The sequence below is a fragment of the Streptomyces sp. NPDC006529 genome (assembly GCF_040611795.1).
In the GTDB taxonomy this organism is placed as follows: domain Bacteria; phylum Actinomycetota; class Actinomycetes; order Streptomycetales; family Streptomycetaceae; genus Streptomyces.
Genome location: NZ_JBEXPB010000009.1, coordinates 134,485 through 158,372 on the forward strand (window position 1 = coordinate 134,485; position 23,888 = coordinate 158,372).

Below are 23,888 nucleotides of genomic sequence, written 5' to 3' on the forward strand. Positions count from 1 at the left end.
GCGCGCCCGTGAACGCCCGCCGTCAGCCGCGTGGGCCGGGCAGCGGCAGGGAGAACCAGACGGCCTTGCCCTCCGCCGTCGGGAGGGTGCCCCAGGAGCTGGCGAGGGAGTCGACGAGGAGCAGGCCGCGGCCCGACTCCGCGTCCGGGGCGGCGAACCGGGCCTGGGGCAGGACGGGACTCCCGTCGCAGACCTCGACCCCCAGCTCGCGCCCCGCCTGGCGCAGTTTGAGCTTGAGCGGGCCGACTGCGTGCCGCACCGCGTTGGACAGGAGCTCGGACGCCAGCAGGCACGCCGTCTCCCGCAGGTGGTCGTCCTCCCTGCCCCACGCGGCCAGGGTGGCGCGCAGGAACCGGCGGCCCTCGCCCACGCTGCCCGGTTCGGCCGGCAGGACCACGGTCCGCGAGGTGGCCGGGGCCTCGGGGATGCGCACGAGCAGCAGGGTGACGTCGTCCGCGTTGTCGTCGGCGTCCGGCAGCAGCTCCGCCAGCAGCCGGTCCGCCGCGGTCTCCAGGCACTCGGTCGTCGCGAGGCCCTTCTCCAAGGCCACTGCCAGCCCGTCCACCTGGGATTCGATGTCGCTGCCCGGGGTCTCCACCAGTCCGTCCGTGTAGAGCGCCAGGACCGATCCGGGCGGTACCCGGTGCCGGCTCTCGTGGTGGGGGACCTCGCCGACGCCGAGCGGGACGCTCACGTCCGCCGGGAGCCGGGTCACCTCGCCGCCGGGACCGGCCAGCAGGACGGGCAGGTGTCCGGCCGAGCAGACGGTGACCTCGGCCGCGTCGGCGTCGACCACGAGGTAGCAGCAGGTGACGAACTGGTCCGGGAGTTCGCTCACCACCGCGTCCAGGGCGCGCATCAACTGCCAGGGCGGCATCCCGGTCTTGGCCAGGGCGTGGGAGGCCGACCGCAGCTGCCCCATGACGGCGGCGGCGTCCAGTCCGCGTCCCATCACGTCGCCGATCATCACGCCGACCCGGCCGCCGCCCAGCGGGATCAGGTCGAACCAGTCCCCGCCCACCCCGGCGCCCTGGCGCGCCGGGAAGTAGCGGCTGGCCGTCGGCATGCCCGGGACGTCGGGCGGCGAACCCATGAGGCTGCGCTGGAGGGTGAGGGCGACGTGGCGCTGCTGTTCGTAGAGCCGGGCGAGCATCTCCTCGGCGGCCTTGCGTTCGGTGACGTCGCGGATCGCGGCGGAGACGAGCGTGCCGTCGGGGGTCTCCAGGGGGCTGAGGCTGATCTCGACGGGGAACTCGGCGCCGTCGCGGCGCAATCCGTAGAGCTCCAGGCCCGCGCCCATCGGCCGGACCTGCCGGTTGACGAAGTAGCCCTCGCGGAAGGCGGAGTGGTGGCCCCCGAACCGGTCCGGTACGAGGAGCTCGACCGGCCGCCCCAGCAGGTCCTCGCGGGCGTATCCGAAGAGCGTCTCGGTCTGCGCGTTGACCAGTTGGACGGTGCCCCGCTCGTCGACGATCACCATCGCGTCGGGCGCCGCCTCCAGCAGGGCGCGGAAGCGCGCGTCGGCGGCCCGGCGCTCGCTGACGTCCCGCACGGCGGCCGAGATCAGCAGCCCTTCGGGGGTCTCCAGCGGGCTCAGGCTGATCTCCACGGGGAACTCGCGCCCGTCCCGGCGCAGGCCGTGGAGCTCCAGGCCCGCGCCCATCGGGCGCACCTGCCGGCTGGCCGCGTAGCCGCGGCGGTGACCGGGGTGCTGGCCCCGGAACCGCTCGGGCACCAGGACGTCGATGGACCGCCCCAGGAGTTCCTCGCGGGGGTAGCCGAAGAGCGCCTCGGTCTGGGCGTTCACCAGGCGGATCACTCCGGCGTCGTCCACGATCACCATCGCGTCCGGTGCCGCTTCCAGCAGGGCCCGGAAGGGTTCTTCGGTCGTCGCTGCCATGCCGTGCCTCGCACTCGCCGGATCCCGCAGAGGGGAACATCCGACCACGCGGCCGGAAACCGCGCCCTGTGATGACCGGGATCCCCCCACATTTGACCGAGTGTGAACACATCTACGCACCCACGCACGGGAGGCCCGGCGGGCCGGGGGCCTACGGGGAGGCGGTGGGCGCGGCGGGTGCGGTGAACAGGGTCTGGATGATCTCGGTGGCCCGTTCCCTCAGCCAGGCGTGGGCGCGGTCGTTCTCGTAGCGCTGGTGCCAGAGCAGGTGCAGGGGTACGTCGGGCAGCGCGAGCGGCGGGGGCAGTGCGGCGAGGCCCAGGTGCTCGCGCGCGGCGCGGGTGACCGCTTCGGGGAGGGTGACCACCAGGTCGGTGTCGCGGGCGAGGCCCAGCGCGAAGGCGGCGGTGGGGCCCGCGGCGACGACGCGTCGCGCGAGGCCGCGGGCGGTCAGGAGGTCGTCGATCGGGTCGCGCAGGTTGCCGCGCCGGGAAACGGTGAGGTGTTCGGCGGCCGCGTACCGCTCGACGGTCAACGGGCCTTCGGTGAGCGGGTGTCCGGGGCGGACCGCGACGACCAGCCGGTCCCTGCCGAGGAGGCGGTGGCGGATGTCGGGAAGGGCCGGAGCGCTGGAGCTCGATTCGAGGTCCACCTCACCGCGGCGCAACTCGGCGTCGTCCGCTCCGGGTTCGGCGGACAGGCGCAGCCGGACGCCGGGGGCCCCTTCACGGACGGCCGCGATCAGGTCCGTACCGCACGCGGCGGTCAGGGCGTCGTGCCAGCGCACGGTGAACACCCGGTCCAGGGCCGCCAGGTCGAGCTCCTGCTCCGCGGACAGGAGGTGGTGGGCCTGCTGCACGAGGGTGTGGACCTGAGCGCGCATGGCGAGGGCGCGGGTGGTGGGGACCATGCTGCGGCCGGTGCGGACCAGGATCGGGTCGCCGGTGGCCTTGCGGATGCGGCCCAGGGAGCGGCTCATCGCCGGCGCGGTGACGTGGAGGCGGGCCGCCGCCCCCGCCACGCTGCCCTCTTCCAGCAGGGCGTCCAGAGCCGTGAGCAGGTTCAGATCCAGTTGCATGGGAGTAACTCTACAAGTGACAAGCATGCACTTGTTGTTAACGATCGGGCGGCCTACTTTCGAAGTGCGAGGCGAGAACGACTGCCCCGCTCCACCGCATCCCCTGGGAGTCCACCATGAGCACCACCATGCCTTTCGCCGCCGGTACGACCCTCCTGTCCGAGGTGACGGAGGCGGTGCGGACCGCCGGTGTCACCCTGCGCGACCGCTACACCGTCCACGCCCGGGGCGTGAGTTCGGACGAGATCGTCGCCGAGATCCACGCCAACGACGACGCGGTGCTGGAGGTGCTGCGCGCACCGCTGCTGGCGGCCCGGCCGGGGTCGCTGTGGGCCGAGGACGAGCTGGCGGGCGGCGCGCTCCCGGCCGGGGAATGGTGGATCGTCGACCCCGCCGAGGGGAACATCAACCACGTCCACGGCATGGACGAGTGGGCCGTCACCGCCACCCTGGTCCGCGACAACCGGCCGGTCCTCACCGTCGTCCACCTCCCGCTGACCGGCGACACCTACACCGCGGTCGCCGGGGGCGGCGCCCACCTCAACGGCCGGCCCCTGAAGGTGTCCGCCAAGACGGACCTGGGCGCGGCGCTCATCGGTACCGGACAGGCCAAGCCGGGCGAGGACGAGCGCACCTTCCGGCGGATCGGCGACTCGGTCACCGCGATGCTCGTCAACGGCCTGGTCGTGCGCGTGTCCGTGCCCGCCACCCTGCAGCTCATCCACGTCGCCGCCGGACGCACGGACGCGTTCTGGCAGTTCTCCGACGTCCGCTCGGGCCTGGTCGCCGGCGCCCTGCTGGTCGCCGAGGCCGGAGGCACCGTCACCGACCTGGCCGGCACGCCCTGGAGCACCGCCGGCGGCGACTTCCTGGCTTCCGCCCCCGGGATCCACGGCGCCGCCCTCGGGGTCCTCTCCTCGATCGCCTGACCGGGTCCCTCCGCTCGTTTCCACCCCCGCGCCACCCCACCGAAGGAGCACCACCATGACCAGCATCGGAATCCTGGGCGCCGGCCGCGTCGGCACCTCTCTCGCCGCCAAGCTCGCCTCGGCCGGACACCAGGTCACCCTGGGCGGCCGCAGCCCCGAAGACAGCGCCGCCCGCACCGCCGGGGCCACACCGCCGGTCGGCTTCGCCGACCAGCGCACCACCGCCCGCACCGCGGACATCGTGATCAACGCGACCCCGGGCGACAGTTCTCTGGAGCGGTTGACCGACCTGCGCTCCGAACTCGCCGGCAAGATCCTCATCGACGTCTCCAACGCCACCCGCGACGCCGCCGACGGCCTGCCCGGCGATCTGTGCTACCCCGGCAGCAGCCTCGCCGAGAAGCTCCAGGCCGCGCTCCCCGACACCCGCGTGGTCAAGACCCTCAACACCATGCTCTTCATGGTCATGACCGCGCCCGAAACCCTGTCCACCCCACCGACCGCTTATCTCTCGGGCGATGACGACGCCGCGAAGGCCGCCGTCGCCGGCCTGCTCGGCGACCTCGGCTGGCAGCCCCCGCAGATCGAGGACCTCGGCGACATCACCACGGCCCGCGCCACCGAGGCCATGATCCTGGTCGTGCCCCACGTCCTGCGCCGGCGCGGCTTCGAGCCCTTCGCCGTCTCCCTCGCCCGCTGAGTCGGCGGCCCGTCGCCCCACCGGCTCGTCCGGCCGACGCCAGGGGTGAAACCCGATCCCGCGTGCGGCGTTAGAAGGGCGGACTCGTCGCGCCCCCGCCGGGCGCGCCGTCCTGGCGACGACACCGAACACGAGGAGCGAGATGACCATCCCGAAGCCGTCCGGACGCGGCCGCATGAAACTGGCAGCACGATGCCGGGTGGTCGCGGAAGCCCCCGCCTTCGGGATGACGGTCTTCTGCGTGATCCTGCTCAACGCAGCACTGATGGGCGCGGAGACCTACAGCGGGCTCGCCCATGACTACCAGCGGCTGCTCCAGGGCGCGGAGGACGCCTGCCTGGTGGTGTTCACCCTGGAGATGCTGCTCCGCATGGGGGCCCACGCCGACCAGCCGAAAGCATTCTTCCGGGATCCGTGGAACCTCTTCGACCTGGCGATCGTGCTCTCCGCCTTCGTGCCGTTCGTCCGCGAGAACACCACCGTGCTGCGGCTGCTGCGGCTCGCCCGGGTCCTGCGGACGGCGCGCTTCCTGCCCCACCTGCGGATCCTGCTGATCGCCGTCGGCCGGAGCCTGCCGGGGACGGTGAGCTTCATGTTCGTCGGGGCGCTGGTGATCTACGTGTACGCCATGGTCGGCTGGGTCTGCTTCGCCGGCTCCGACCCCCAGCACTACGGTTCGGTGGGCCGGGCGGCGCTGACGCTGTTCCTGCTCACCACGCTCGACGGTCTGACCGACGCCGTGCGCGCGGGGCTGGCGATCTCCCGCCTGAGCATCTTCTACTACGCCTCCTACGCCCTGCTCGCTTCGTTCGTGCTGGTCAACGTGCTGATCGGAGTCGTGCTGAACTCCCTGGACGAGGCGCGCGAGATCGAGGCCGAGGCCCGTCGGGCTCCCGCGCCCACGCCCGGGGGTCCCGGCGCCGAGGGCGGCGACGTCAGGGCGCGGCTCGCCACGGCCCGCCACGCGCTCGACGAGATCGAGGCCTCCCTGGCCGCAGCCGAGCGGTCCGCCCCCGCCGCACGCGAGCTGGAGACCTCCCGGGCTGGGTCCTGAACCCCCTGAAGCGACCCCTCAGCCCGACACGGGTGCGGGGGCGGGGACGGTCGCGGCGTTGCCGCGGCGCACGGCTTCGACGACGGCGTCGTGAAGACCGCGACTGGCCTCTTCGGAAGGGCAGGGCGCCGGGCTCCCGGCCATCACCAGCCATTCGGAACCGCCGCGGTACTGGACCGCCACGTCGGCATGCCCTTCGGCCCAGGTGGTGTGGATGTCCAGTTCACCGCCCAGCGTCACACCCTCCTGGGTGAGGACGCCTCCGCGTCCGGCGAACACTGCGACCGTCGTCCAAGAAGCCCAGCCCATAGTCGACCATCCGATCACAAGGAGAAGTGATAGTCGGCCAACGCCGACCGATCTGCCCCATACCCGACTTTTCGCCGGTAAACACCTCTTCGGCGGCACGGCCGGGGAATGCACCCGAGGGGGTGACGCGGTGCGCCCGCGGGGTGACCCGGGGCTGCGGGCGGCTCACGGCGCTGCGGGCGGCTCGCGGCGGCTCACGTGCCGGGGACCGGAATGGTCAGACGTGCGCCGTCCGGGCCGCCCTCGGCGGAGGCCCGGTGGCCGTGCCACTGGCAGAGCAGGACCGTGGCGTCGTCGCCGAGCTGTCCGTCGTGGTGGCGCAGTACGGCGTGGACCAGGCGGCGCAGGGTTTCCGGCACGGGAAGGGCGTCGGCCTGCTGGCGGATGACGAAGTCGACGAAGCGCTCCAGGCCGAATTCACGGCCCGCACGGTCGCGGGCTTCGGTGATGCCGTCGGTGTAGAGGACCAGGCGGTCCCCCGGTTCGAGCTGTTCGCGGTGGACGTGGGCGGGCAGGCCGAGGTCGGTGCCCAGCGGGTGGGTGGGAGTACGGGTGAGCGTGGTGATCCAGCGGCCGTCGCGGATGAGGAGCGGCGGCGGATGGCCGCAGTTGATCCAGGACAGCAGTCCGGTGTTCAGATCGAGGTCGGCGAGGACGGCGGTAGCGTACCGGTCGCGGGTGAACTGCTCGATGAGCGTCGCTTCGATGGTGTCGCGCGCCTGGTTCAGGCTCGCGCCCTGCCGCCGCTGGTTGCGGCAGGTGGCCATGGCGAGGTTGGCGGTCAGGCCGGCGGCGGTGTCGTGCCCCATGGCGTCGAAGATCGCGAGGTGGGCGATGTCGGCGGCCAGGGCGTAGTCGAAGGCGTCCCCGGCCGTGGTGTACGCCGGTTCCATCGCGGCCGCGACCGTCACCCGGGGCCCGGTGAAGGTGCGCGGCGGCATCAGCGTCCACTGCATCTCGGCGGACACCGACATGGCTTCCAGGCGGATCAGGCGGGCGTAGGAGTCGCTGTGCGCCCGCGCCGCGACCAGCATCATGCCGACCACGGAGGCGAGGTCCCCCATGGCCTGCCGGGCCTCCGCGTCCGGCTCCCCCGCCGTGGTGACGGCGATGACGCCGAGGCGCTCCGTGCCGTCGAGCAGGGGCAGCCAGTACTGCGGGGCCCCGGTGGTGCCGGCCTGCGGCCGCATGCTCTGGAAGGCCCGCCCGGCCAGGGTGGCGTCGATCCGCAGCTCTTCGCCGCCCTCTCCGGCGTCCAGGCCCTTTCCGGTGACCTCCCGCAGCATGTCCTCCCGCAGGTCGCAGACGTAGAGGTGGACCGGCGCGAATCCGGCGCCGGCGGCATGTTCCGCGACCAGCGCGGGCAGCTGCTCGAAGGTCGTCAGGTGACTGGCCCGCAGCAGCCCGGTGAGCATGTCGCTGTACCTGTCCGGCATGGCAATCCCTCCGGCCTCTGATGACGCCACGGCTCGCCTACCCCGTGACAACCCTCCCAGACGAAAGCGGACGCAGCACCTCCGCTGGGGCCTCGGGTGCTGTCCCCGGGCGATGCCGTGCACCGGGCCGGGGCATGTGGAAGGGTGCGCGTACCGGCGTGCTCCCGGAGCACCCGCACCACTGGTCCGCTGGAAGTGACTCGGAGTCGTCGATGGCCGTGCGTCGTGTCGTGCCCAACCTCTCGTCCGCAGCCCGGGAGGAGAACCGGGACTTCTACGGCCTGCTGGGCTTCGAGGAGGTGATGGACCACGGCTGGATCTTCACGCTCGCCGACCCGGCCGCTCCGGCCGCGCAGATCAGCTTCATGACCGCCGACGCGACGGCGCCGGTCAACCCCGACCTGAGCATCGAGGTGGACGACGTGGACGCGGCCTACGCGGCCGTCCTCAAGGCCGGCGCGGAGGTCGTCCACCCGCTCCAGGACGAGGACTGGGGCGTACGGCGCTTCTTCGTCCGCGACCCCGCCGGCCGGGTCGTGAACGTACTGGGCCACCGCTGACAGGTAAGGAGCGGGTCGCCCCGACGGAAAAGGTGTGAGGCCCCGCGTCGGGGGGGATGACGCGGGGCCTCACACCTGGACCATAGCGCGCCCGCAGCGCGTACGACGGCACCCCGCCCGTGTCGGGCGCGGCGCAGGTTCCGCAGAACGCCCCGGCGGACCCCCGGCCGCCCGGTACGGTATGCGACGGTATTCGAACGCGGAGGCCGTTCCCCCGGCCGCTGCCGGTGCGCGTCCTGGTGAGAGCGCGAGCCGGGGCCGTTCGCTCCGTGCGGCGGGTGTGGGGGTTAGGAGTGTCCGGAGGCGACTGGGTCCTCGTGGCGCTGGCCACGGCTCCGCTGGCCGTCTTCGCGGCGGCGCTCACCCTGGACACGGTGTTCAGCGGGCGCAAGGTTCCGTGCGCCGCCTGCGGCCATGCCCGTGAACGCCACGCCCCGGACGGCTGCGATGCCGTCACCGGGACGTGCGACTGCCGACGCTTCGTCGAACCGGCCCGCGAAGACCCCGACGGCCGCTACGCCTGCGGGGGCTGAGTGGCCCCGCCACCATGGCGCACGGGGTGGCCGCGGGGCCGCGGCCTGCTCGGCGCTGCCCGGGGGACGCGTCCGCGGTTCAGGCGGTCACGGCGGACGCGGTGGTGATCTCCGTGCAGCGGGTGACGACCGCAGCCAGGTCGCCCCGGGTGCGCATGAGTTCGCGCTGGACGCGCGCGCCGTTCCCGTCCCGCAGGAGGGCCGCGAGGCCGTCCCGGACCAGGTCGTCGTCGCCGTGGTCGCGTACCGCGTCGCGCACATGGCGGTGGAGGGCGTCCACCACTTCCTCCGGCGAGGCCTCCCGCATGGTCTCGGGGTGGAGCAGGGAGCCCTCCAGCCCTGACCGGCCGGCCTGCCACGACGCCAGCCGCAGCAGGCTCGTACTGACCGGCGCGGGCGGTTCCCCCGCACGCCAGGCGCGCGCGGCCGTTTCGACCAGGCCGCGAACGAGCGCGGCGAGCAGGACCGGCGTCGAGGCGTCCAGACACACGTCCGCGACCCTGATCTCCACCGTGGGATAGGCGGCGGACAGCCGGGCGTCGAACCAGATCATCCCCTCGTCACGGAGCACACCGCTGTCGACCATGGCCCGGACCTGGTCGTGGTAGCCCTTCGGAGACCCGAAGAGGTCCACGGGCCCGGCCGACGGCAGCCGGTTCCAGACCCGGCTCCGGTAGCTCCCGTATCCCGTGTCCTGCCCCTGCCAGAAGGGCGAATTCGCGCTGAGGGCGGTCAGGACCGCCAGCCAGGGCCGGATCCGGTCCAGGACCGCGACCCCCTCCTCGTCCGACTCCACCGACACGTGGATGTGGCAACCGCACGTCAACTGCTCCTGCGCGGTCAGCCCGAACTGCTCGGCCACCCACTGGTAGCGGCGCCCGGTGTTCAGCGAGGGCTCCACGGGCAGCGGGGAGGTGCCGAGGGCGGCCACGACCGCGCCGACGCCCTCCGCGTGGCGCGCGGCCTCGGTCCGCCAGCGGCCGATCTCGCGCGCCAGCTCGCCCAGGTCCGTGACCGGCTTCGTCGCGAACTCGACCTGCTCCTTGGCGAGTTCGCGCTCGAAGTTGTGGCCCTGCTCCCAGCCGTCACCCGAACCCGGCCCGTCGGACCGGTCCGCGGCCTCCAGCACGTGCCCCGACAGGGCCACCGGCACGCCACTGGCAGGATCCACCAGGAGCAGTTCCTCTTCCACGCCCACACTTCGCATGCCTGCACCCATCACATCGACGATCGAACAGGTCCCGCCTGCCCGGGACAGCCCCGGGCCATGCGGTCCATCCCGAACGACATATTTCGGACACGTGCAGGCGACCCGAGCCGTACCGTGGCGGCGTGCTGCCAAGGGAGGGCGGAACGTGACCACCTCAGCCAGGATCCGGAAACGGGGAAGAAACGGCCGGCACCCTCCTCTGGGCGCCGGCCGGCAGCCTCCGGGTGGAATCGCTCGTCCTCGGCGCTCACGAAGGCCTCCCCCTTCTGAGCACGGACGGCCCCGGGTGGTACCGGGTCGAGGTCACGGCGCGCGGTCGCCATCCGGAGCGAGACGGGTGCAACCTCGAATCCACCGAGTCGTACCTGATCTCCGTCCGCCCCTCCCCCGGCCCCCGGGTGGCCCCCGGCGCCACGCCTCTCCCCTTGCAGGAGGCTCCCGCCGAGGCCGACACGCCGAGGCAGCGCCTGATCCGCCGTGCGCTCGAAGCGTCGGCAGCGAGCAGGGGCTCAGCGGGTGAACGGGCCGTGGTGGCCGGGCGGCTGGTGTTCCGGGCGGTGGAAGCGCTGGGCGCCCTGGGGGTCGTGGATCACGAGGAAGCCGGCGGCCGTCAGCCGCCGCGTGATCCTCTCGCGGCGGATCGCGCCCACCCTGAACGCCACGGCAACGAGCAGGGCGACCGCGGCGCCGGAGGCGACTGCTTCGACCGGTGACTTTTCGATGAGCATGAGCAGGGTCAGGACCGCGCAGGTGAGGTACACCAGCACCTGCTGGCCGCGGGAGGCGACGTACTGGGCCATGACGTCGTAGGTGACGAGGTCCTTCATCACGGCCACGGCGCCGATCGCCTCGGAAAGCGGCGTCAGCGAGCCCTGCTTCAGCCCGGGCACCGTCCCGCCGTTGCCCGCCTGCGGATGGGCGCTGACGGCGGCCGCCTCGCGGGCACGCGCGCCGGGTCGTGGGTCCCGGTACATCCGGACCTGGACGAGCGAGTTCTTGTACCCGGTGCGGTACGCCATGCCGTACGTGTAGCCGTACCGCTCCGCCACGTGCGCCAGCGCGGCCGCCTTCCGCGGGGTGCCCTGGGGGGCGATGTCGACGACGTCCTGACGACGGGCGATCTGCCGGAGCATCCCCGCTATGTGACGTTCTGCGCGCATCCTGTGCCCCGCCCCCCGGGCCCCGCGCCCGGGGCCGCCCGGCGCACAGCCTAGGGGTGCGCCGACGTCCGGAACCCCGCGGGCCCCCGCGCTGCGGTCAGCGCCCCCAGCGCAGCGCCGCCGTCTGTACGGGCGCGTCCCACAGCCGCAGCAGTTCCTCGTCGGCCCGGCACAGCGTCACCGAGCAGCCGGCCATGTCCAGCGAGGTGACGTAGTTGCCCACCAGCGTCCGGGCCACCGGCACTCCCCTGGCCGCCAGCACCCGCGCCACCTCGGCGTGGAACCCGTACAGCTCCAGCAGCGGCGTCGCGCCCATCCCGTTGACCAGGGCCAGCACCGGACCGTCGCCCGGGGCCCCCGCCGCCATGTCGTCCAGTACGGCCCCGACCGCGAATTCCGCGATCTCCCGCGCCGTCATCATGGCGCGACGCTCCCGGCCGGGCTCGCCGTGGATGCCGATCCCCAGCTCCAGCTCTCCGTCCGGGAGGTCGAAGGTCGGACTGCCCTTGGCGGGCGTCGTGCAGGCGGCCAGGGCCACGCCGAAGCTGCGCGACGCCTCGTTGACCTGCCGCGCGAGCGCGGCGACCCGCTCCAGAGGGGCGCCCTCCTCGGCCGCCGCCCCGGCGATCTTCTCGACGAAGAGGGTGGCTCCCGTACCGCGCCGGCCGGCCGTGTAGAGGCTGTCGGTGACCGCGACGTCGTCGTTGACCAGGACGCGCTCGATCCGGATCCCGTCCTCCTCGGCGAGCTCGGCGGCCATGTCGAAGTTGAGGACGTCCCCGGTGTAGTTCTTGACCACGAACAGCACACCCTGCTCGGAGGCGACGGCTTGCGCCGCCCGCAGCATCTGGTCGGGGACGGGAGAGGTGAACACCTCGCCGGGGCAGGCAGCCGACAGCATCCCGTACCCCACGAATCCGGCGTGCAGCGGTTCGTGCCCGGAGCCTCCGCCGGAGACCAGGCCGACCCGGCCGCCCTCGCGCGCGTCCCGCCGTACGACGACCCGCGCCTCGACGTCCACGTCGAGGTCGGGATGGGCGGCGGCCAGCCCGCGCAAGGCATCGGCGACGACCGTCTGCGGACTGTTGATCAGCATGTTCATCGGGTGCCTCCCGGTGGCGACAGGCGGAATAGCGGACCAGCGACCGAGCGCCCGGACGGCGCTGCCCCGGCGCGGCGGCGGGCGGGCCTTCCCCGGAGTGCACGCCCCCGGCACCCGGCACGTCCTGTACCCCCAGTGTGCCGCCCTTCCGCGCTCGCGCGCGCGCCCGGTCCGCCGAGTCCTTCCCGCCGGTCACCCAGACGTCACGGTGGTCCGCCCGGATCTCCGTCCACCCGCGGAATGGCCGGTGGCGTAGAGAAGCGGTGCAATGGGAAGGAGACCCATTGCTGGACGGGCGTCGCGCCCGGTGCGCCCCGCCCCGTCCAACGTCGCACCAGTGGACTCGGGGGAGTCGAAGCCGGCCCGCGGGCCGACGGGAAGCGGTTCCCATGACTGCGCGACTCAAGACATCGGGGCTGGTCGGCGAACTCTCCGCCGAATTCGCCGGCACCATGGTCCTCATCCTCTTCGGTTGTGGTGTGGTGGCCCAAGTGGTCGCCGGCGGCGCCCTGACCAATCCCCCGGGCGGCCTCGGAAACCACGACAGCATCGCCTGGGCCTGGGGCCTCGGCGTGACCCTGGGCGTCTACGTCGCGGCCCGGCTCAGCGGCGCCCACCTCAACCCGGCGGTCACCCTCGCACTGGCGGCCTTCAAGGGCTTCCCGTGGAGCAAGGTGGCCCCGTACGCGCTGGCCCAGACGGCCGGCGCGTTCGTCGCCGCCTTGATCATCCGGTGGAACTACAGCGAGGCACTGAGCAAGGCGGACCCCGGGCACACCATCAAGACCCAGGGCGTGTTCTCCACGCTCCCGGCCAACGGCAACACGAACCTGCCGGTCACCGAGTGGGGCGCCCTGCGCGACCAGGTCATCGGCACGGCACTCCTGCTCCTGCTGATCCTCGCGGTCACCGACCTCCTGAACACGCCCCCCGGCGCCAACCTCGGCCCCTTCATCGTCGGTCTGATCGTCGTGGCCATCGGCATGGCCTTCGGCACCAACGCCGGGTACGCGATCAACCCCGCCCGTGACTTCGGACCGCGCCTGGCGAGCTTCCTCACCGGGTACGGCGGGGCGTGGCGAGATCAGTACGGGCACTTCTACTTCTGGGTGCCCCTCATCGGCCCGGTCGTCGGCGGCCTGCTCGGCGCGGCCGTCTACAAGTTCTTCATCGGCAGGTTCCTGCCCACCGCCGAACCGGAACCCCCGGGACGCGTCCCCACCCCGGACGAGAGCTGACCGCACCCGCCCGGGCGCAATCCCCAAGAGAGGCGCACGCCATGGCTGACTTCGTCGGCGCGGTGGACCAGGGGACCACCAGCACCCGATTCATGATCTTCGACCACGCGGGCAACGAGGTGGCACGGCACCAGCTGGAGCACTCCCAGATCATGCCCCGCTCGGGGTGGGTCGAGCACGACCCCGTGGAGATCTGGGAACGCACCAACTCGGTGATGCAGAACGCGCTCCGGCACGGCAACCTGTCCGCCGCCGACCTGGCCGCCATCGGCATCACCAACCAGCGCGAGACCACCGTCGTATGGGACCCGCGCACCGGTCGCCCCTACTACAACGCCATCGTCTGGCAGGACACCCGTACCGACTCCATCGCCGCGGCCCTGGAGCGCTCCGGACAGGGCGACGTCATCCGCCGGAAGGCCGGCCTGCCCCCGGCCACCTACTTCTCCGGCGGCAAGATCCAGTGGATCCTGGAGAACGTCGACGGAGTCCGCGAGGCGGCCGAACAGGGCCACGCCCTCTTCGGGAACACCGACTGCTGGGTGCTCTGGAACCTCACCGGCGGACCGGACGGCGGGGTCCACGCCACCGACGTGACCAACGCCAGCCGCACCATGCTCATGGACCTGGAGACCCTCGACTGGGACGAGGAGCTCCTGGGCTTCTTCGGCGTCCCCCGGTCCATGCTGCCCACCATCAACCCGTCCTCCCATCCGACGGCGTTCGGGCAGAGCCGCACCTCCCGCCCGTTGCGGGAGGCCATCCCCATCACCGGAGTACTCGGCGACCAGCAGGCGGCCACGGTCGGGCAGGTCTGCTACGCGCCCGGCGAGGCCAAGAACACCTACGGCACCGGCAACTTCCTCGTGCTCAACACCGGCACCGAACTGGTCCGCTCCCAGCACGGCCTCCTGACGACGGTCGCCTACCAGTTCGGGGACAGCCCGGCCATTTACGCGCTGGAGGGATCCATCGCCGTCACCGGCTCGGCGATCCAGTGGCTGCGCGACCAGCTCAAGATCATCAAGGACGCGGCCGAGAGCGAACGCCTCGCCCGCACCGTGGAGGACAGCGGAGGCATCTACTTCGTCCCCGCCTTCTCCGGCCTCTTCGCCCCCTACTGGCGCTCCGACGCCCGCGGCGCGATCGTCGGACTCGCCCGCTACCACGACAACGGCCACCTGGCACGGGCCGCCCTGGAAGCGATCTGCTACCAGAGCCGCGACGTGGTGGACGCCATGGAGAAGGACTCGGGCGTCCACCTCGACGTCCTCAAGGTGGACGGCGGCGTGACCGCCAACGACCTGTGCATGCAGATTCAGGCCGACGTCCTCGGCGTACCGGTCAGCCGCCCGGTGGTCGCCGAGACGACCGCGCTCGGCGCCGCGTACGCCGCCGGGCTGGCCACCGGCTTCTGGCGCGACACGGACGAACTGCGCACGCACTGGCAGGAGTCCAAGCGCTGGCAGCCCGCGTGGTCCGAAGAACAGCGCGAGGAGGGGTACGCGGGCTGGAAGAAGGCCGTGGAACGCACGCTCAACTGGGCCACGGTCGAATAGGTCGCGGGCGAGTAGGTCACGGTCGGACAGGCCTGCCGCCCGGTCGGCGGCCGTCAACTTTCCCGATCCCAGGGACCGTTGTCCGACCGCACGCATACGATCAACGGCATGACACCAGTGATCGCCCCGCTGCCGGGCGGTACGCCCGCGCAGCTCGGAGGTCACCGGATCCTGGGGGTGCTCGGGGCCGGCGGCATGGGCACGGTCTACCTCGCCCGCCGCCGGGGGCGTCCGGTCGCCCTCAAGACCATCCGGCCCGAACTCTTCCGCGACGCGGACCTGCGCGAGCGGTTCACCCGCGAGGCCGCCGCCGCGGCAGCGGTCCGCAGCCCCTTCGTCGCCAACGTTCTCGGCTCCTCGACCGCCGCGCACGTGCCCTGGATCGCGGCCGAGTTCGTCCCGGGCGCGACCCTCGCCGCCGCCGTGCTGCGGCACGGGCCCCTGCCCGCGGCCGCCGTGCGGGTCCTCGCCGGGGCGCTCGGCCGCGCCCTGACGGCCCTGGGCGCGGCCGGGGTCGTCCACCGCGATCTGAAACCGTCGAACGTCATCCTCGGCGCCGACCGCCCCCGTGTCGTCGACTTCGGCATCGCCCGGGTGACCGGCGACGCCACCCTGACCGCGACCGGCCAGCGCCCCGGAACGCCCGGCTACATGTCGCCCGAGCAGGTGGTGAAGGGGCCTCTGGGGCCACCCAGCGACGTCTTCTGCCTCGGCGCGCTGCTCGCCTTCGCGGTGACCGGCCGGCACGCCTTCTACGACGGCGACCCGGTCCGCTCGGATTTCCGCATCGCCTACGAGGAACCCGACCTCACCGGAGTACCGGACGAGTTGCTGCCCGTGATCCGCGGCTGCCTCGAAAAGCGCCCGCAGGACCGGCCCGCCGCCCCGGAGGTGGCCGCGGAGCTGGACCCGCAGAGCGCCGCCCCGCGCCCCGCCACCCGCTGGCTGCCGCCCGCGGTGCTCGCCGACGCCGCCGGGATAGCCCGGGCGGCGGCCGCCCTGGGCGCCGGCCCGCGGCGGCCGACCCGGCGCGGGGTGCTCAAGGGCGTCGGCGCGGCCGTGCTCCTCGCGGCGACCGGCGCCACCGCCCTGCACGTCCTCCAGGAGGACGGCGGCCCCGCCCGCACCCCCGCCCCCCGCTGGACCGGGCCGCCCGGCACGGTGCCGGAGCCCCTCTGGTCGTACGACGGCGCAGCGGCGCAGCCGGCCTTCGGGCCGGTCGACGTCGACGGCCGGGTGTGCTTCGCGGACGGCGGCGGCGAGCTCCTCCTCCACGATCCGGTCACCGGCGAACGGCGCTGGCGCGGCCCGGTGGTGCGCGGCCTCGTCGGCGGCCGTCGGCCCGTGGCCCTGGATCCGGACGGCGCCCTGCTGTTCCTGGACCCCGGCAGCGGTACGGTCCGCCACCGCACGCGCGACCGGGTGACCGGGCTGCTCGGCGCCGACGAGGACCAGGTGTACGCGCTCGACGCCGACGGCCGCGTGGCCGCGCTCGGACGGGCCGACGGCGGCGTGCGCTGGCGCGTGCCGCTCCCCGTGCCGGGCACGGCGCTCTCGGCGGCCGCCGGGTACGGGCGGCTGCTCCTGGCGTCCGCCGCCGGCGGGGTGGTGGCCCTGTCCGCTTCCGACGGCGGCCTCGTGTGGCGGCGGGCCGCCGGCGGCTCGCGGACGGCCCTGTTCGCGGGCGGCGTGCTGCTGGGCGGGGCCGGGGACCGGAAGCTGGCCTGCCTGGACCGGGGGCGCGGCGAACAGCTGTGGACCGTGCCCGCGGACGACAGCGCGGGCTTCGGCGTGCCCACCCCGGCCGGCGACAGCGTGTACGTCGCCGACGGCCGCCAGCTCCGGAGCATCGACGCGAAGACCGCAGGCTGCGCCTGGACCGTACTGGCCGCCGAGGAACTGGCCCAGGATCAGGCGCCGTTGGTGGCGGGGTCCGGGGTCTTCGCGCCGCTGCGGAGGCCCGAGCTGGGCATCCTCGTGGTGCACCGCGAGCGGGCGGCCGAACAGTACGTGTTCGCACCGGCCCTTGCCGGGGAGGGCCGGGCCGACGTTTCCTGGCGGGGAGCGGTCGCCGGAGGCAGTGTCATCTGGCAGCGCGGCGGCGCGGTCCGCGCCCTGCCGGGCATGTGAACGGCCCCGGGCGGGGCCACGAGGTGGGGGGTAACGCATGGGGGGCGGACGTCTGGGGGAGGGCCCCGGTCCCGGGGATCCGCAGTGGGCCGGGCGGTACCGGCTGCTGGCCCGTTGGCCCGGCCCCCGGCCGGCGCCGCCCCGGGGCGGCATGTACGTCGGCCGCGACCGGAGCCACGGGCACGCCGTGGTGTGCCTGCTGCCCCCGTCCGCGTACCGGGCGGCCGAGGCGCTGAGCCGCGGGCCCGTGGCGGGAGTGCCGGCCGTACTGGACCTGGACACCGGGACCGAACCCGCATGGGTGGCTCTCGTCCACACCCCGGCCGTGTCCCTTTCCGACGTGGGGCAGCGGGCCGGAGCGGAGTCCGGAATTCTGCCCCTGGAGCAGTCGGTGCTGCTCGCGGCGGAGATCGCCGACACCCTGGCCGCCCTGCACGCCCGGGGCGTCAGCTACGCCGCGGTGGCGCCCGACGGCGTCTGGCTCACCACGGGCCGCCCGCTGCTGATGGCGCTGCACGCCTGCCGCACGCCGTCCCGTCCCTCGCCTCACGAACCGGGCCAGGGACAGGGGCAGAGGCACGAACAGGGCCAGGGGGCACGGCCCGAGGCAGGCCCTGGGCGGCCCGAACCGTTCAGCCGGGTGTCGACCGTGCCCGCCGCCTTCATGGCCCCGGAAGTGGCCGCGGGCCGGCCCTCCTCCCCCGCCGCCGACGTGTACTCCCTGGGGGTGCTGCTGCTCCACACGGCCACCGGCCGGCTCCCCTTCGGGGACGGCCCGCCGCCCGTGCTGGCCTACCGCGCCCTCCACGACCGGCCCGAACTCAGCGACTTACCGGGAGAGTTGGGCGAGGCGGTGACCGCGGCGCTGTCCCCCTCCCCGGCGGACCGCCCCACCGCGGCAGAGCTGTCCCGGACGCTGGCCCCCGAAGGGCACGACGCGCAGCGTACGCGGGACCCGCTGCCCGGCCGGGTCGTCGCCGCACTGGCCGTGCGCACGCAGGCGATCGCCGACCTGGAGATCGCCGACGCGGATGCGGACGGAGAAGGGGCGAGTGCCGGGGGTGGTCATGCGGACGACCGGTCCCCGGCGGACGCCGATGCGCACGAGCCCCCGCACTCCGCCACCCGGGCGGCGACGCCCCTGGCCCCCGTACCGGCCCCGGGCCCGACCACCCCGGGTGGGCAGACCCCGCCCACCCGCCGCCGGGTGCTGTCCGGCCTGCTGACCGGTGCGGCGGGCGCGGCCCTGGGCGTCTCCGGGACCCTCGCCTGGTCCGCGCTGACGCGCGCGGACGACCGCACCGGGCCGTCCGCGGCGGCCGGCGCCTCCGCTACGGGCTCCCGCGTGCCCGGCATGCCGCCCGCCGCTCTGTGGCGCCTGGACGACCCGACGGCCCGGACCCGGCTCCTGCCGGTGAGCAGCGCCGACCGTTGCCTGATGACGCGTGGCGACGCGCTGTACGGGCACGATCTGCGCACCGGCAAGGAGGTGTGGCAGCTGCCCACGAGCGCCAGCACCCCACCCGTCGCCGTGTCCGGCGACCGCTTCCTGACGGCCACGCGCGAAGGGCTGTCGCTCTGCTCGATGCGTGACGGCCGTACCCAGTGGCTCCAGCGCAACGATCGGCTCGCGAGGGTGCTCGCCGCGGACGGCGCCACCGCGTGGCTGCTCGTGGGGGACGGGAATCCGACGGGCGGATACCTGCTGGCGGCCTTCGACCTGGACCAGCGCAAGGAGGCGTGGCGCACCCCGCTGCCGGGCGGCTTCGCCGACGCGCAACTCACCGCCACCGTCGGCCCCGAGACGGTCGTCGTGGAGGTGCAGGTCCCCCGGCAGGCGTTCCGGGACGTCACGGCCGTCCGGACCCACTCGACCGCGGGCTTCGAGCGGAGCGGCGGACGCATGCTCTGGAACCGCTCCTATCCCGACGTGCACGCCGGCCCGGCGTCCGTGGTGGACCCGGCCGGTGGCGGACGCCTGTTCCTGCTCTCCCGCGGTCGCGCCCACGCCTACGACCTGAGGACCGGCACCCGGCTGTGGGAGTCGCAGGCGGTGGTCGCCGGGACCAACGCCCCGCCCCTCTTCCGCGACGGCACCCTGTACCTGTGCGACGACGGCACGGGCCCCGTCGTCGCCGTCGACCCGGACACCGGCCGCACGCGGTGGGAGCAGTCGCTCGACGAGAACCTGGAGTGGAACATGCTCGGGAGCATGACCGCGAGCACCTCCGGGCGCACCCTCTACCTCGCCACCCTGCACCAGGTCACCGCGACCGGGCTCCCCTCGGGCAAACGGATGTGGCAGACCGGGCTCGCGGGCGTGGAAGCCCGGGAACCGTTCCAGCTCGCCGCGGTCCCCGGGACCCTGCTCGTCGCCCGGCCGTCCGCCGTCGTCGCCCTCCCGGCGGACTGACCCCGCGCCCTCTCCCCCGCAGCTGCACATGCCGGCACGCGGCACACAGCAGACAGCACGCAGCACGCAGCACGCCCAGGTTCGACCGCCCCGAAGGAGTCCACCGGTCATGTCCACGCTCCTGCCCCTGCTGCCCGACGATCCCGAACGGCTCGGGGAGTACACCCTCCTGGGCCGGCTGGGCGGCGGCGGCATGGGGACCGTCTTCCTGGCCCGTACCGCCGGTGGCCGGCTCGCCGCGGTCAAGACCGTCCGGTCCGACCTGCGCGACGAGCCCGGCTACCGTCAGCGGCTGGCCCTGGAGGCCGAAGCCTCCCGGGCCCTCGGAAGGGAGCACACCGCGCCCTTCCTCGGCGCCGACCCCGACACCGCGCGACCCTGGCTGGCCACGGGGTACCTCATCGGGCCGTCGCTGACCGAGGCGGTGGCAGCCGCGGGGCCACTGCCCGAACCGGTCGTCCGCGGACTCGGCTCGGCGCTCGCCGCCGCCCTCGCCGCCCTGCACCGTGCCGGTCTCGTCCACCGCGACGTCAAACCGTCGAACGTACTGGTCACCGCGCAGGGCCCGCGCCTCATCGACTTCGGGCTCGCCCAGGCCCCGGGCAGCCCCCGCCTCACGGAGGCCGCGGGGCTCGCGGGCACCCCGGCGTACATGTCACCGGAGCAGGCGCGCGGCGGGCCGCCCGGCCCGGAAGGCGACGTCTTCGCCCTGGCGGCGGTCCTGGTGTTCGCCTCGACCGGTCACGGCCCCTACGAAGCCCGCGGCAGGCAGAGCACCCTCGAACTGCTGCGGGACGGCGCCGACCCCGACCTGACGGGTCTGCCGGACGGGCTGCGCGAGACGCTCACCGCCTGCCTGGCACCGGAGCCGGGTGACCGGCCCGCCCCCGGCCGGCTGCGGGACGAGTGGGGGCCGTTCGACCCCGGGGAGTTCGCTGAGCTGCTGCCGCAGGCGCTGCTCTCCGACCTGTCCCGCCGGATCGGGGAGGTCGCCACCGTCGCCACCGCCCCGCTGCGCGCTCCGGCCCCGCGCCGAGCCCTCTCCCGGCGCACCCTGATCGCGGGCACGGCGGCCGCCGCGCTCACCGCCGTGGGGGGCGCCTCGGCGCTCTGGGCCACCGGGAACCTCCCGGGCTCGGGTTCCCGCTCCGGTTCGGGCTCGGGCTCGGGCTCGGGCTCGGGCTCGGGCTCGGGCTCGGGGAACCGTACGGCGTCGCCCGGCCCCGGCCGCAGGTCCCGCCCGCCCGGCACCCCACCAGCGCCGCTGTGGTCGGTCCCGTCCCCGTTCTCCGCCGCCCCGGCCGTCGCGTCCGACGAGGTGCTGATCCACACGAGCGACGTCCTGCGCGGCATCTCGACGGCCGACGGCCGGATCCTGTGGGAGACCCGGACCGCCACGGTCGGTGTCGTCGTGGCGGGAGACCGCCTCGCGGGCCTCGTCTTCGACGACGAGGGCATCGCGAGCGCGGGATACCTGGACCCGCGCACCGGCCGCCTCCCCGCCGACGCGGCCGACCCGGCCGTGCTGGGCGGCCTCGCCCACACCACCCAGCTGCTCGCCGCGGACGCCCAATGCCTGTACCTGAAGGCGTACTTCCGCTCCGACGACCAGCGGCAGCAGGAGGAGGCCTGGCTGCTCTCCTACGATCCGGGCGCCCGGAAACTGCGCTGGCGCACCCGGGTCGAGGGCGCCGTCCTGAACGCGGACGGTTCGCTCATGATGTCGGCCGTCCTCTCCGGCGGCCGGCTGATCTGCTCGGACCCCGCGCGCGTCTTCGCCGTCGACCTGCGCGACGGCCCCGTGCTGTGGGCCTGCCGGGTCCGCACCGACCAGGAGGCGACGTCACCCCACCAGTCGGGCGGCATCAATCCCCCGGTCGCCTCGGAGCGCCACGTCTTCGACTTCGAGGAGCGGATCACCGCGGTGGACCTGGTGACGGGCGCGGTCGCCTGGAAGCTGGAGCCGGAGGGGACCAAGCTGCTGAGCGCGCCCGTCTGCGTGAACGGCACGGTGTACGTCGCGGACGGGGCGCTCCAGGCCTTCGACGAGTCGACCGGCAAGAAGGTGTGGACCCACGACCCGGGTGCGTACGTCTCCATGCTGGCGGCTCCCGCCCCGTTCCGCGGCGAGCTCTACGCGGCGGTCGGCGGCGCGGGCCAGGCAGTCGTCGCGGTGGACGTCGCCACCCGCCGCGTCGCGTGGACCCTCTCCGCGGGCGCCGTGAACATGCCCGACGGCCCCACCATGATCGTCCAGCGCGGCACCCGCCTCTACCCCCAGACCACCGACCGCTTGGCAGCCGTCCCCCTCGACTGAGAGCATCCGCGGCCTCCGAGCGCTCCATGCGCTCCCTCCCGCGCCGGGGCTGTTTGGGTCATCCTGGTGGACATGGCGACCCTCCCGAAGGCTCCATGCCCGTCCTGCTCCGTTCCGCACGCCCTACTGCCCACCAAACGCATCGGGTACGGATCGGTCAAGGACCACAAGACCGAACCCCGGGCACTGGTGCTGTGCCCGGGCAGCATGGTCCACGTCGCCTACGCCGAAGCGCGAGCGTGGCAGCTCGAGTTCGAGCGTGCACAGCAGGAGGCAGCGGCGCCGGCCGCGATGGAAGAAATGCTCTTCGAGGGATGAACGGGACATCCCTGAACGGCGATGCGCAAACCGAGTTCCGGATCGCCGGGGCCGTCGTGGTTCATGAGGATCGAGTACTGCTCGTACGGCGACGAATCGCAGAGGGCCGACTCTCCTGGCAGTTCCCCGCGGGCAAGGTCGAACTGGGCGAGTCCTGCGAGGAAGCCGCCGTCCGCGAGACCAAGGAGGAGACCGGACTGGACGTGATCCCCGCTGCTTCGCTGGGCGAGCGGGTCCATCCGATCACCGGTCGGCACGTTTCGTACACGGCCTGCGAGATGGTCGCCGGCACCGCGCACGCGGCCGACCCTGATGAAGTCGCCGAGGTCGCCTGGGTGACCCTGTCTGAGCTCCCGCAATACGTCCCGTACGGACTCTTCGAGCCGGTCCAGCGATACCTGGACGCGGCCCTGCGAACTTGATCACGGGGTCGGTTCACCTTGTCGGCCGCCGACTTGTTCGCGTCCTTCTGAGCGGCATTGAACTGCGCGGTGGACTCGGCGACGGTCTTCCAGTCGGGACGGCTCGCGCCCGCGCCCGGATCGTCCGACGCGACCGGTGGGCCGTGCCCCGGGGGCGGAAGACGGGTCAGGACGCCGCGGGTCCGGCAGGCAGCAGCTCGGCGATGACGAAGGCGACCACGGCCGCCAGGATCACGACGGGCATCATGGCGGCGCTGCCGAGGAGGAGGACCACGAGCACCACGCTGCTCACCGGCAGCCGCAGGGTGACGGCGGAAGCTGCCGCCATGCCCGCCGCCATCGCCGGTACGACGCCCAGGCCCGGCAGGGGCGAGAGCAGGACGCCGACCGCAGCACCGAGGAAGAGCGCCGGGAACACGGGGCCGCCTCGCAGACTGCCCAGGCACAGTGCGTAGGCGGCGCCTTTGAACAGCAGGACGGCGAGCAGTGCGCCAACTCCCCACGCGTGCGGGTCGGAAGCCAGTGCGGCGAGGGTGGACTGACCGGACGAAACGACCTGCACGGGTGAGCGGCCGGTGATCAGCGAGTAGAGATCGGCGCAGGCCGCGGCGCCCAGCGCGCACAGGACGGTCCGTACCAGCGGCCTCGCCGTGACGTACGAGGCGATCAGCCGGGCTCCGGCCAGCAGCGGGTGCAGGACCACGGCGAGGGCCACGGCCAGCGCCAGCGCCCAGAGCACGTCCGCCACGTCCAGGCGGGGCAGCGGGGTCGACAGCTTCAGGGAGAGTTCGCCCGTCTCCAGCCCCACCCAGCGGCCGAGTCCGGTGAACACCAGGGATCCGACCCCGCTGGAGAGCAGGGCGGGGAGCATGACCGCGAACAGCTGCGGCCCGCCCACCCCCGCGACCTCGATGAGGAGCACCGCGGCGATGAGCGGGTTGCCGAAGATCGCCGATATGGCGGCCGCCGCTCCGGCCGCGCCCAGGAGGGCGACGCTCTGGGGGGTCGCCGGTGCCTTCGCGAGGTCCCGGAACACGAGGGCCAGGCCGCCGCCCAGGGCGATCAGCGGGGCCTCCGGTCCCAGCACGGCGCCGAACGGCAGACTGGCCACCGCCGCGAGGAGCACGCCGGGCAGGGCGGCCGACGACGAGCCCCCGGTGTGCAGTCCGGAGGCGGGGACGTGGCCGCCCCCGCCGGGCAGGTGCGTGGCGACCAGGCCGACCACGGTTCCGGCGACGAGCAGCAAGGGGAACGGCCACCACCAAGGTGGAGCGTCCAGGCCCATGGCGTGGGGAAGGTCTGCCCACAGCACGTGTTCCAGTTCGTGCAGCATGACGAGGAACCAGTAGGCCGCGAGCGACACCGGAATGCCGATGAGGGCGCAGAAGGCGAGCGTCTTGAGGTAGCCGGGGTTGCGGAGCATGTGCCGTAGGACGTCAGCCTCCTGCGGTTGCGTCCCGCTGACCGGTGCGTCGGATCGTGCACGCGCCTCCGTCATGGGCTTCCTCCTTCCTGGGCCG

19 protein-coding genes and 1 pseudogene are annotated in these 23,888 nt (G+C 73.7%); 12 read left to right on the top strand and 8 right to left on the bottom strand.

What is annotated here, in order from left to right; translation table 11 throughout:
• Positions 1-22: 22 nt before the first annotated feature.
• Complete coding sequence (locus ABZY31_RS10295) at positions 23-1,900, bottom strand: PAS domain S-box protein (RefSeq protein WP_356407114.1); 1,878 nt, start codon at positions 1,898-1,900, stop codon at positions 23-25.
• A 151-nt stretch (positions 1,901-2,051) separates the two neighbouring features.
• A complete protein-coding gene (locus ABZY31_RS10300) occupies positions 2,052-2,978 on the bottom strand; it encodes a LysR family transcriptional regulator (RefSeq protein ID WP_356407117.1) in 927 nt (308 codons plus the stop codon).
• A gap of 116 nt (positions 2,979-3,094) precedes the next feature.
• Between ABZY31_RS10300 and ABZY31_RS10305 the strand changes: the two genes are divergently transcribed.
• The 3 genes and pseudogenes from ABZY31_RS10305 to ABZY31_RS10315 all read left to right on the top strand — a co-directional run bounded on the left by ABZY31_RS10305 (position 3,095) and on the right by ABZY31_RS10315 (position 5,661).
• Entirely contained in the window at positions 3,095-3,907 is an 813-nt protein-coding gene (locus ABZY31_RS10305; RefSeq protein ID WP_356407120.1) for an inositol monophosphatase family protein, read from the top strand.
• A gap of 52 nt (positions 3,908-3,959) precedes the next feature.
• Positions 3,960-4,607, top strand: a pseudogene (locus ABZY31_RS10310) (NAD(P)-binding domain-containing protein); the annotation flags it as partial.
• Between the two features lie 142 nt (positions 4,608-4,749).
• The gene (locus ABZY31_RS10315; RefSeq protein WP_356407123.1) at positions 4,750-5,661 is read left to right on the top strand and encodes an ion transporter; all 912 of its coding nucleotides are present in this window, start codon (positions 4,750-4,752) and stop codon (positions 5,659-5,661) included.
• An 18-nt stretch (positions 5,662-5,679) separates the two neighbouring features.
• On the opposite strand, the gene ABZY31_RS10320 is transcribed toward ABZY31_RS10315, so the two are convergent.
• Both ABZY31_RS10320 and ABZY31_RS10325 read right to left on the bottom strand, forming a co-directional pair.
• A complete protein-coding gene (locus ABZY31_RS10320; RefSeq protein WP_356407126.1) occupies positions 5,680-5,970 on the bottom strand; it encodes a hypothetical protein in 291 nt (96 codons plus the stop codon).
• Between the two features lie 194 nt (positions 5,971-6,164).
• Positions 6,165-7,406, bottom strand: a complete 1,242-nt coding sequence (locus ABZY31_RS10325; protein WP_356407129.1) for a PP2C family protein-serine/threonine phosphatase — start codon at positions 7,404-7,406, stop codon at positions 6,165-6,167.
• 212 nt (positions 7,407-7,618) lie between these two features.
• Between ABZY31_RS10325 and ABZY31_RS10330 the strand changes: the two genes are divergently transcribed.
• Both ABZY31_RS10330 and ABZY31_RS10335 read left to right on the top strand, forming a co-directional pair.
• Entirely contained in the window at positions 7,619-7,966 is a 348-nt protein-coding gene (locus tag ABZY31_RS10330) for a VOC family protein (protein ID WP_356407131.1), read from the top strand.
• 293 nt (positions 7,967-8,259) lie between these two features.
• The gene (locus ABZY31_RS10335) at positions 8,260-8,499 is read left to right on the top strand and encodes a hypothetical protein (RefSeq protein WP_356407134.1); all 240 of its coding nucleotides are present in this window, start codon (positions 8,260-8,262) and stop codon (positions 8,497-8,499) included.
• A gap of 79 nt (positions 8,500-8,578) precedes the next feature.
• On the opposite strand, the gene ABZY31_RS10340 is transcribed toward ABZY31_RS10335, so the two are convergent.
• From ABZY31_RS10340 to dhaK, 3 genes are all read right to left on the bottom strand, one after another.
• Complete coding sequence (locus ABZY31_RS10340; RefSeq protein WP_356407137.1) at positions 8,579-9,706, bottom strand: glutamate--cysteine ligase; 1,128 nt, start codon at positions 9,704-9,706, stop codon at positions 8,579-8,581.
• A gap of 512 nt (positions 9,707-10,218) precedes the next feature.
• Positions 10,219-10,869, bottom strand: coding sequence for a hypothetical protein (locus tag ABZY31_RS10345; RefSeq protein WP_356407140.1), 651 nt, complete (start codon positions 10,867-10,869; stop codon positions 10,219-10,221).
• Positions 10,870-10,966: 97 nt separating this feature from the next.
• Positions 10,967-11,971, bottom strand: a complete 1,005-nt coding sequence (gene dhaK / locus ABZY31_RS10350; RefSeq protein ID WP_356407143.1) for a dihydroxyacetone kinase subunit DhaK — start codon at positions 11,969-11,971, stop codon at positions 10,967-10,969.
• 389 nt (positions 11,972-12,360) lie between these two features.
• Here dhaK and ABZY31_RS10355 point away from each other — a divergent pair, with 389 nt between their 5' ends.
• From ABZY31_RS10355 to ABZY31_RS10385, 7 genes are all read left to right on the top strand, one after another.
• Positions 12,361-13,209, top strand: coding sequence for an MIP/aquaporin family protein (locus ABZY31_RS10355; protein ID WP_356407145.1), 849 nt, complete (start codon positions 12,361-12,363; stop codon positions 13,207-13,209).
• A gap of 41 nt (positions 13,210-13,250) precedes the next feature.
• Entirely contained in the window at positions 13,251-14,768 is a 1,518-nt protein-coding gene (gene glpK, locus ABZY31_RS10360; RefSeq protein ID WP_356407148.1) for a glycerol kinase GlpK, read from the top strand.
• Between the two features lie 108 nt (positions 14,769-14,876).
• Entirely contained in the window at positions 14,877-16,898 is a 2,022-nt protein-coding gene (locus ABZY31_RS10365; RefSeq protein ID WP_356407151.1) for a serine/threonine-protein kinase, read from the top strand.
• 37 nt (positions 16,899-16,935) lie between these two features.
• Positions 16,936-19,311 carry a PQQ-binding-like beta-propeller repeat protein gene (locus tag ABZY31_RS10370; protein ID WP_356407154.1) on the top strand — a complete coding sequence of 792 codons (2,376 nt, stop codon included), beginning with the start codon at positions 16,936-16,938 and terminating at the stop codon, positions 19,309-19,311.
• Positions 19,312-19,420: 109 nt separating this feature from the next.
• Complete coding sequence (locus ABZY31_RS10375) at positions 19,421-21,628, top strand: PQQ-binding-like beta-propeller repeat protein (protein ID WP_356407157.1); 2,208 nt, start codon at positions 19,421-19,423, stop codon at positions 21,626-21,628.
• Positions 21,629-21,700: 72 nt separating this feature from the next.
• Complete coding sequence (locus ABZY31_RS10380; protein ID WP_356407160.1) at positions 21,701-21,946, top strand: hypothetical protein; 246 nt, start codon at positions 21,701-21,703, stop codon at positions 21,944-21,946.
• Positions 21,943-22,368 (top strand): NUDIX hydrolase, encoded by a 426-nt coding sequence (locus ABZY31_RS10385; protein WP_356407163.1) that lies wholly within the window; start codon positions 21,943-21,945, stop codon positions 22,366-22,368. The genes ABZY31_RS10380 and ABZY31_RS10385 overlap by 4 nt, the downstream gene beginning before the upstream one ends.
• Positions 22,369-22,534: 166 nt before the next feature.
• Here the strand turns inward: ABZY31_RS10385 and ABZY31_RS10390 are convergent, their stop codons facing one another.
• Complete coding sequence (locus ABZY31_RS10390; RefSeq protein ID WP_356407166.1) at positions 22,535-23,791, bottom strand: chloride channel protein; 1,257 nt, start codon at positions 23,789-23,791, stop codon at positions 22,535-22,537.
• Positions 23,792-23,888 lie beyond the last annotated feature (97 nt).

What these genes read in the sequence shown, in the direction of transcription:
- ABZY31_RS10295 (WP_356407114.1), bottom strand. Translation starts at nt 1,900, where the DNA reads ATGGCAGCGACGACCGAAGAACCCTTCCGGGCCCTGCTGGAAGCGGCA.
- ABZY31_RS10300 (WP_356407117.1), bottom strand. Translation starts at nt 2,978, where the DNA reads ATGCAACTGGATCTGAACCTGCTCACGGCTCTGGACGCCCTGCTGGAA.
- ABZY31_RS10305 (WP_356407120.1), top strand. Translation starts at nt 3,095, where the DNA reads ATGAGCACCACCATGCCTTTCGCCGCCGGTACGACCCTCCTGTCCGAG.
- ABZY31_RS10315 (WP_356407123.1), top strand. Translation starts at nt 4,750, where the DNA reads ATGACCATCCCGAAGCCGTCCGGACGCGGCCGCATGAAACTGGCAGCA.
- ABZY31_RS10320 (WP_356407126.1), bottom strand. Translation starts at nt 5,970, where the DNA reads ATGGGCTGGGCTTCTTGGACGACGGTCGCAGTGTTCGCCGGACGCGGA.
- ABZY31_RS10325 (WP_356407129.1), bottom strand. Translation starts at nt 7,406, where the DNA reads ATGCCGGACAGGTACAGCGACATGCTCACCGGGCTGCTGCGGGCCAGT.
- ABZY31_RS10330 (WP_356407131.1), top strand. Translation starts at nt 7,619, where the DNA reads ATGGCCGTGCGTCGTGTCGTGCCCAACCTCTCGTCCGCAGCCCGGGAG.
- ABZY31_RS10340 (WP_356407137.1), bottom strand. Translation starts at nt 9,706, where the DNA reads ATGCGAAGTGTGGGCGTGGAAGAGGAACTGCTCCTGGTGGATCCTGCC.
- ABZY31_RS10345 (WP_356407140.1), bottom strand. Translation starts at nt 10,869, where the DNA reads ATGCGCGCAGAACGTCACATAGCGGGGATGCTCCGGCAGATCGCCCGT.
- dhaK (WP_356407143.1), bottom strand. Translation starts at nt 11,971, where the DNA reads ATGAACATGCTGATCAACAGTCCGCAGACGGTCGTCGCCGATGCCTTG.
- ABZY31_RS10355 (WP_356407145.1), top strand. Translation starts at nt 12,361, where the DNA reads ATGACTGCGCGACTCAAGACATCGGGGCTGGTCGGCGAACTCTCCGCC.
- glpK (WP_356407148.1), top strand. Translation starts at nt 13,251, where the DNA reads ATGGCTGACTTCGTCGGCGCGGTGGACCAGGGGACCACCAGCACCCGA.
- ABZY31_RS10365 (WP_356407151.1), top strand. Translation starts at nt 14,877, where the DNA reads ATGACACCAGTGATCGCCCCGCTGCCGGGCGGTACGCCCGCGCAGCTC.
- ABZY31_RS10370 (WP_356407154.1), top strand. Translation starts at nt 16,936, where the DNA reads ATGGGGGGCGGACGTCTGGGGGAGGGCCCCGGTCCCGGGGATCCGCAG.
- ABZY31_RS10375 (WP_356407157.1), top strand. Translation starts at nt 19,421, where the DNA reads ATGTCCACGCTCCTGCCCCTGCTGCCCGACGATCCCGAACGGCTCGGG.
- ABZY31_RS10380 (WP_356407160.1), top strand. Translation starts at nt 21,701, where the DNA reads ATGGCGACCCTCCCGAAGGCTCCATGCCCGTCCTGCTCCGTTCCGCAC.
- ABZY31_RS10385 (WP_356407163.1), top strand. Translation starts at nt 21,943, where the DNA reads ATGAACGGGACATCCCTGAACGGCGATGCGCAAACCGAGTTCCGGATC.
- ABZY31_RS10390 (WP_356407166.1), bottom strand. Translation starts at nt 23,791, where the DNA reads ATGCTCCGCAACCCCGGCTACCTCAAGACGCTCGCCTTCTGCGCCCTC.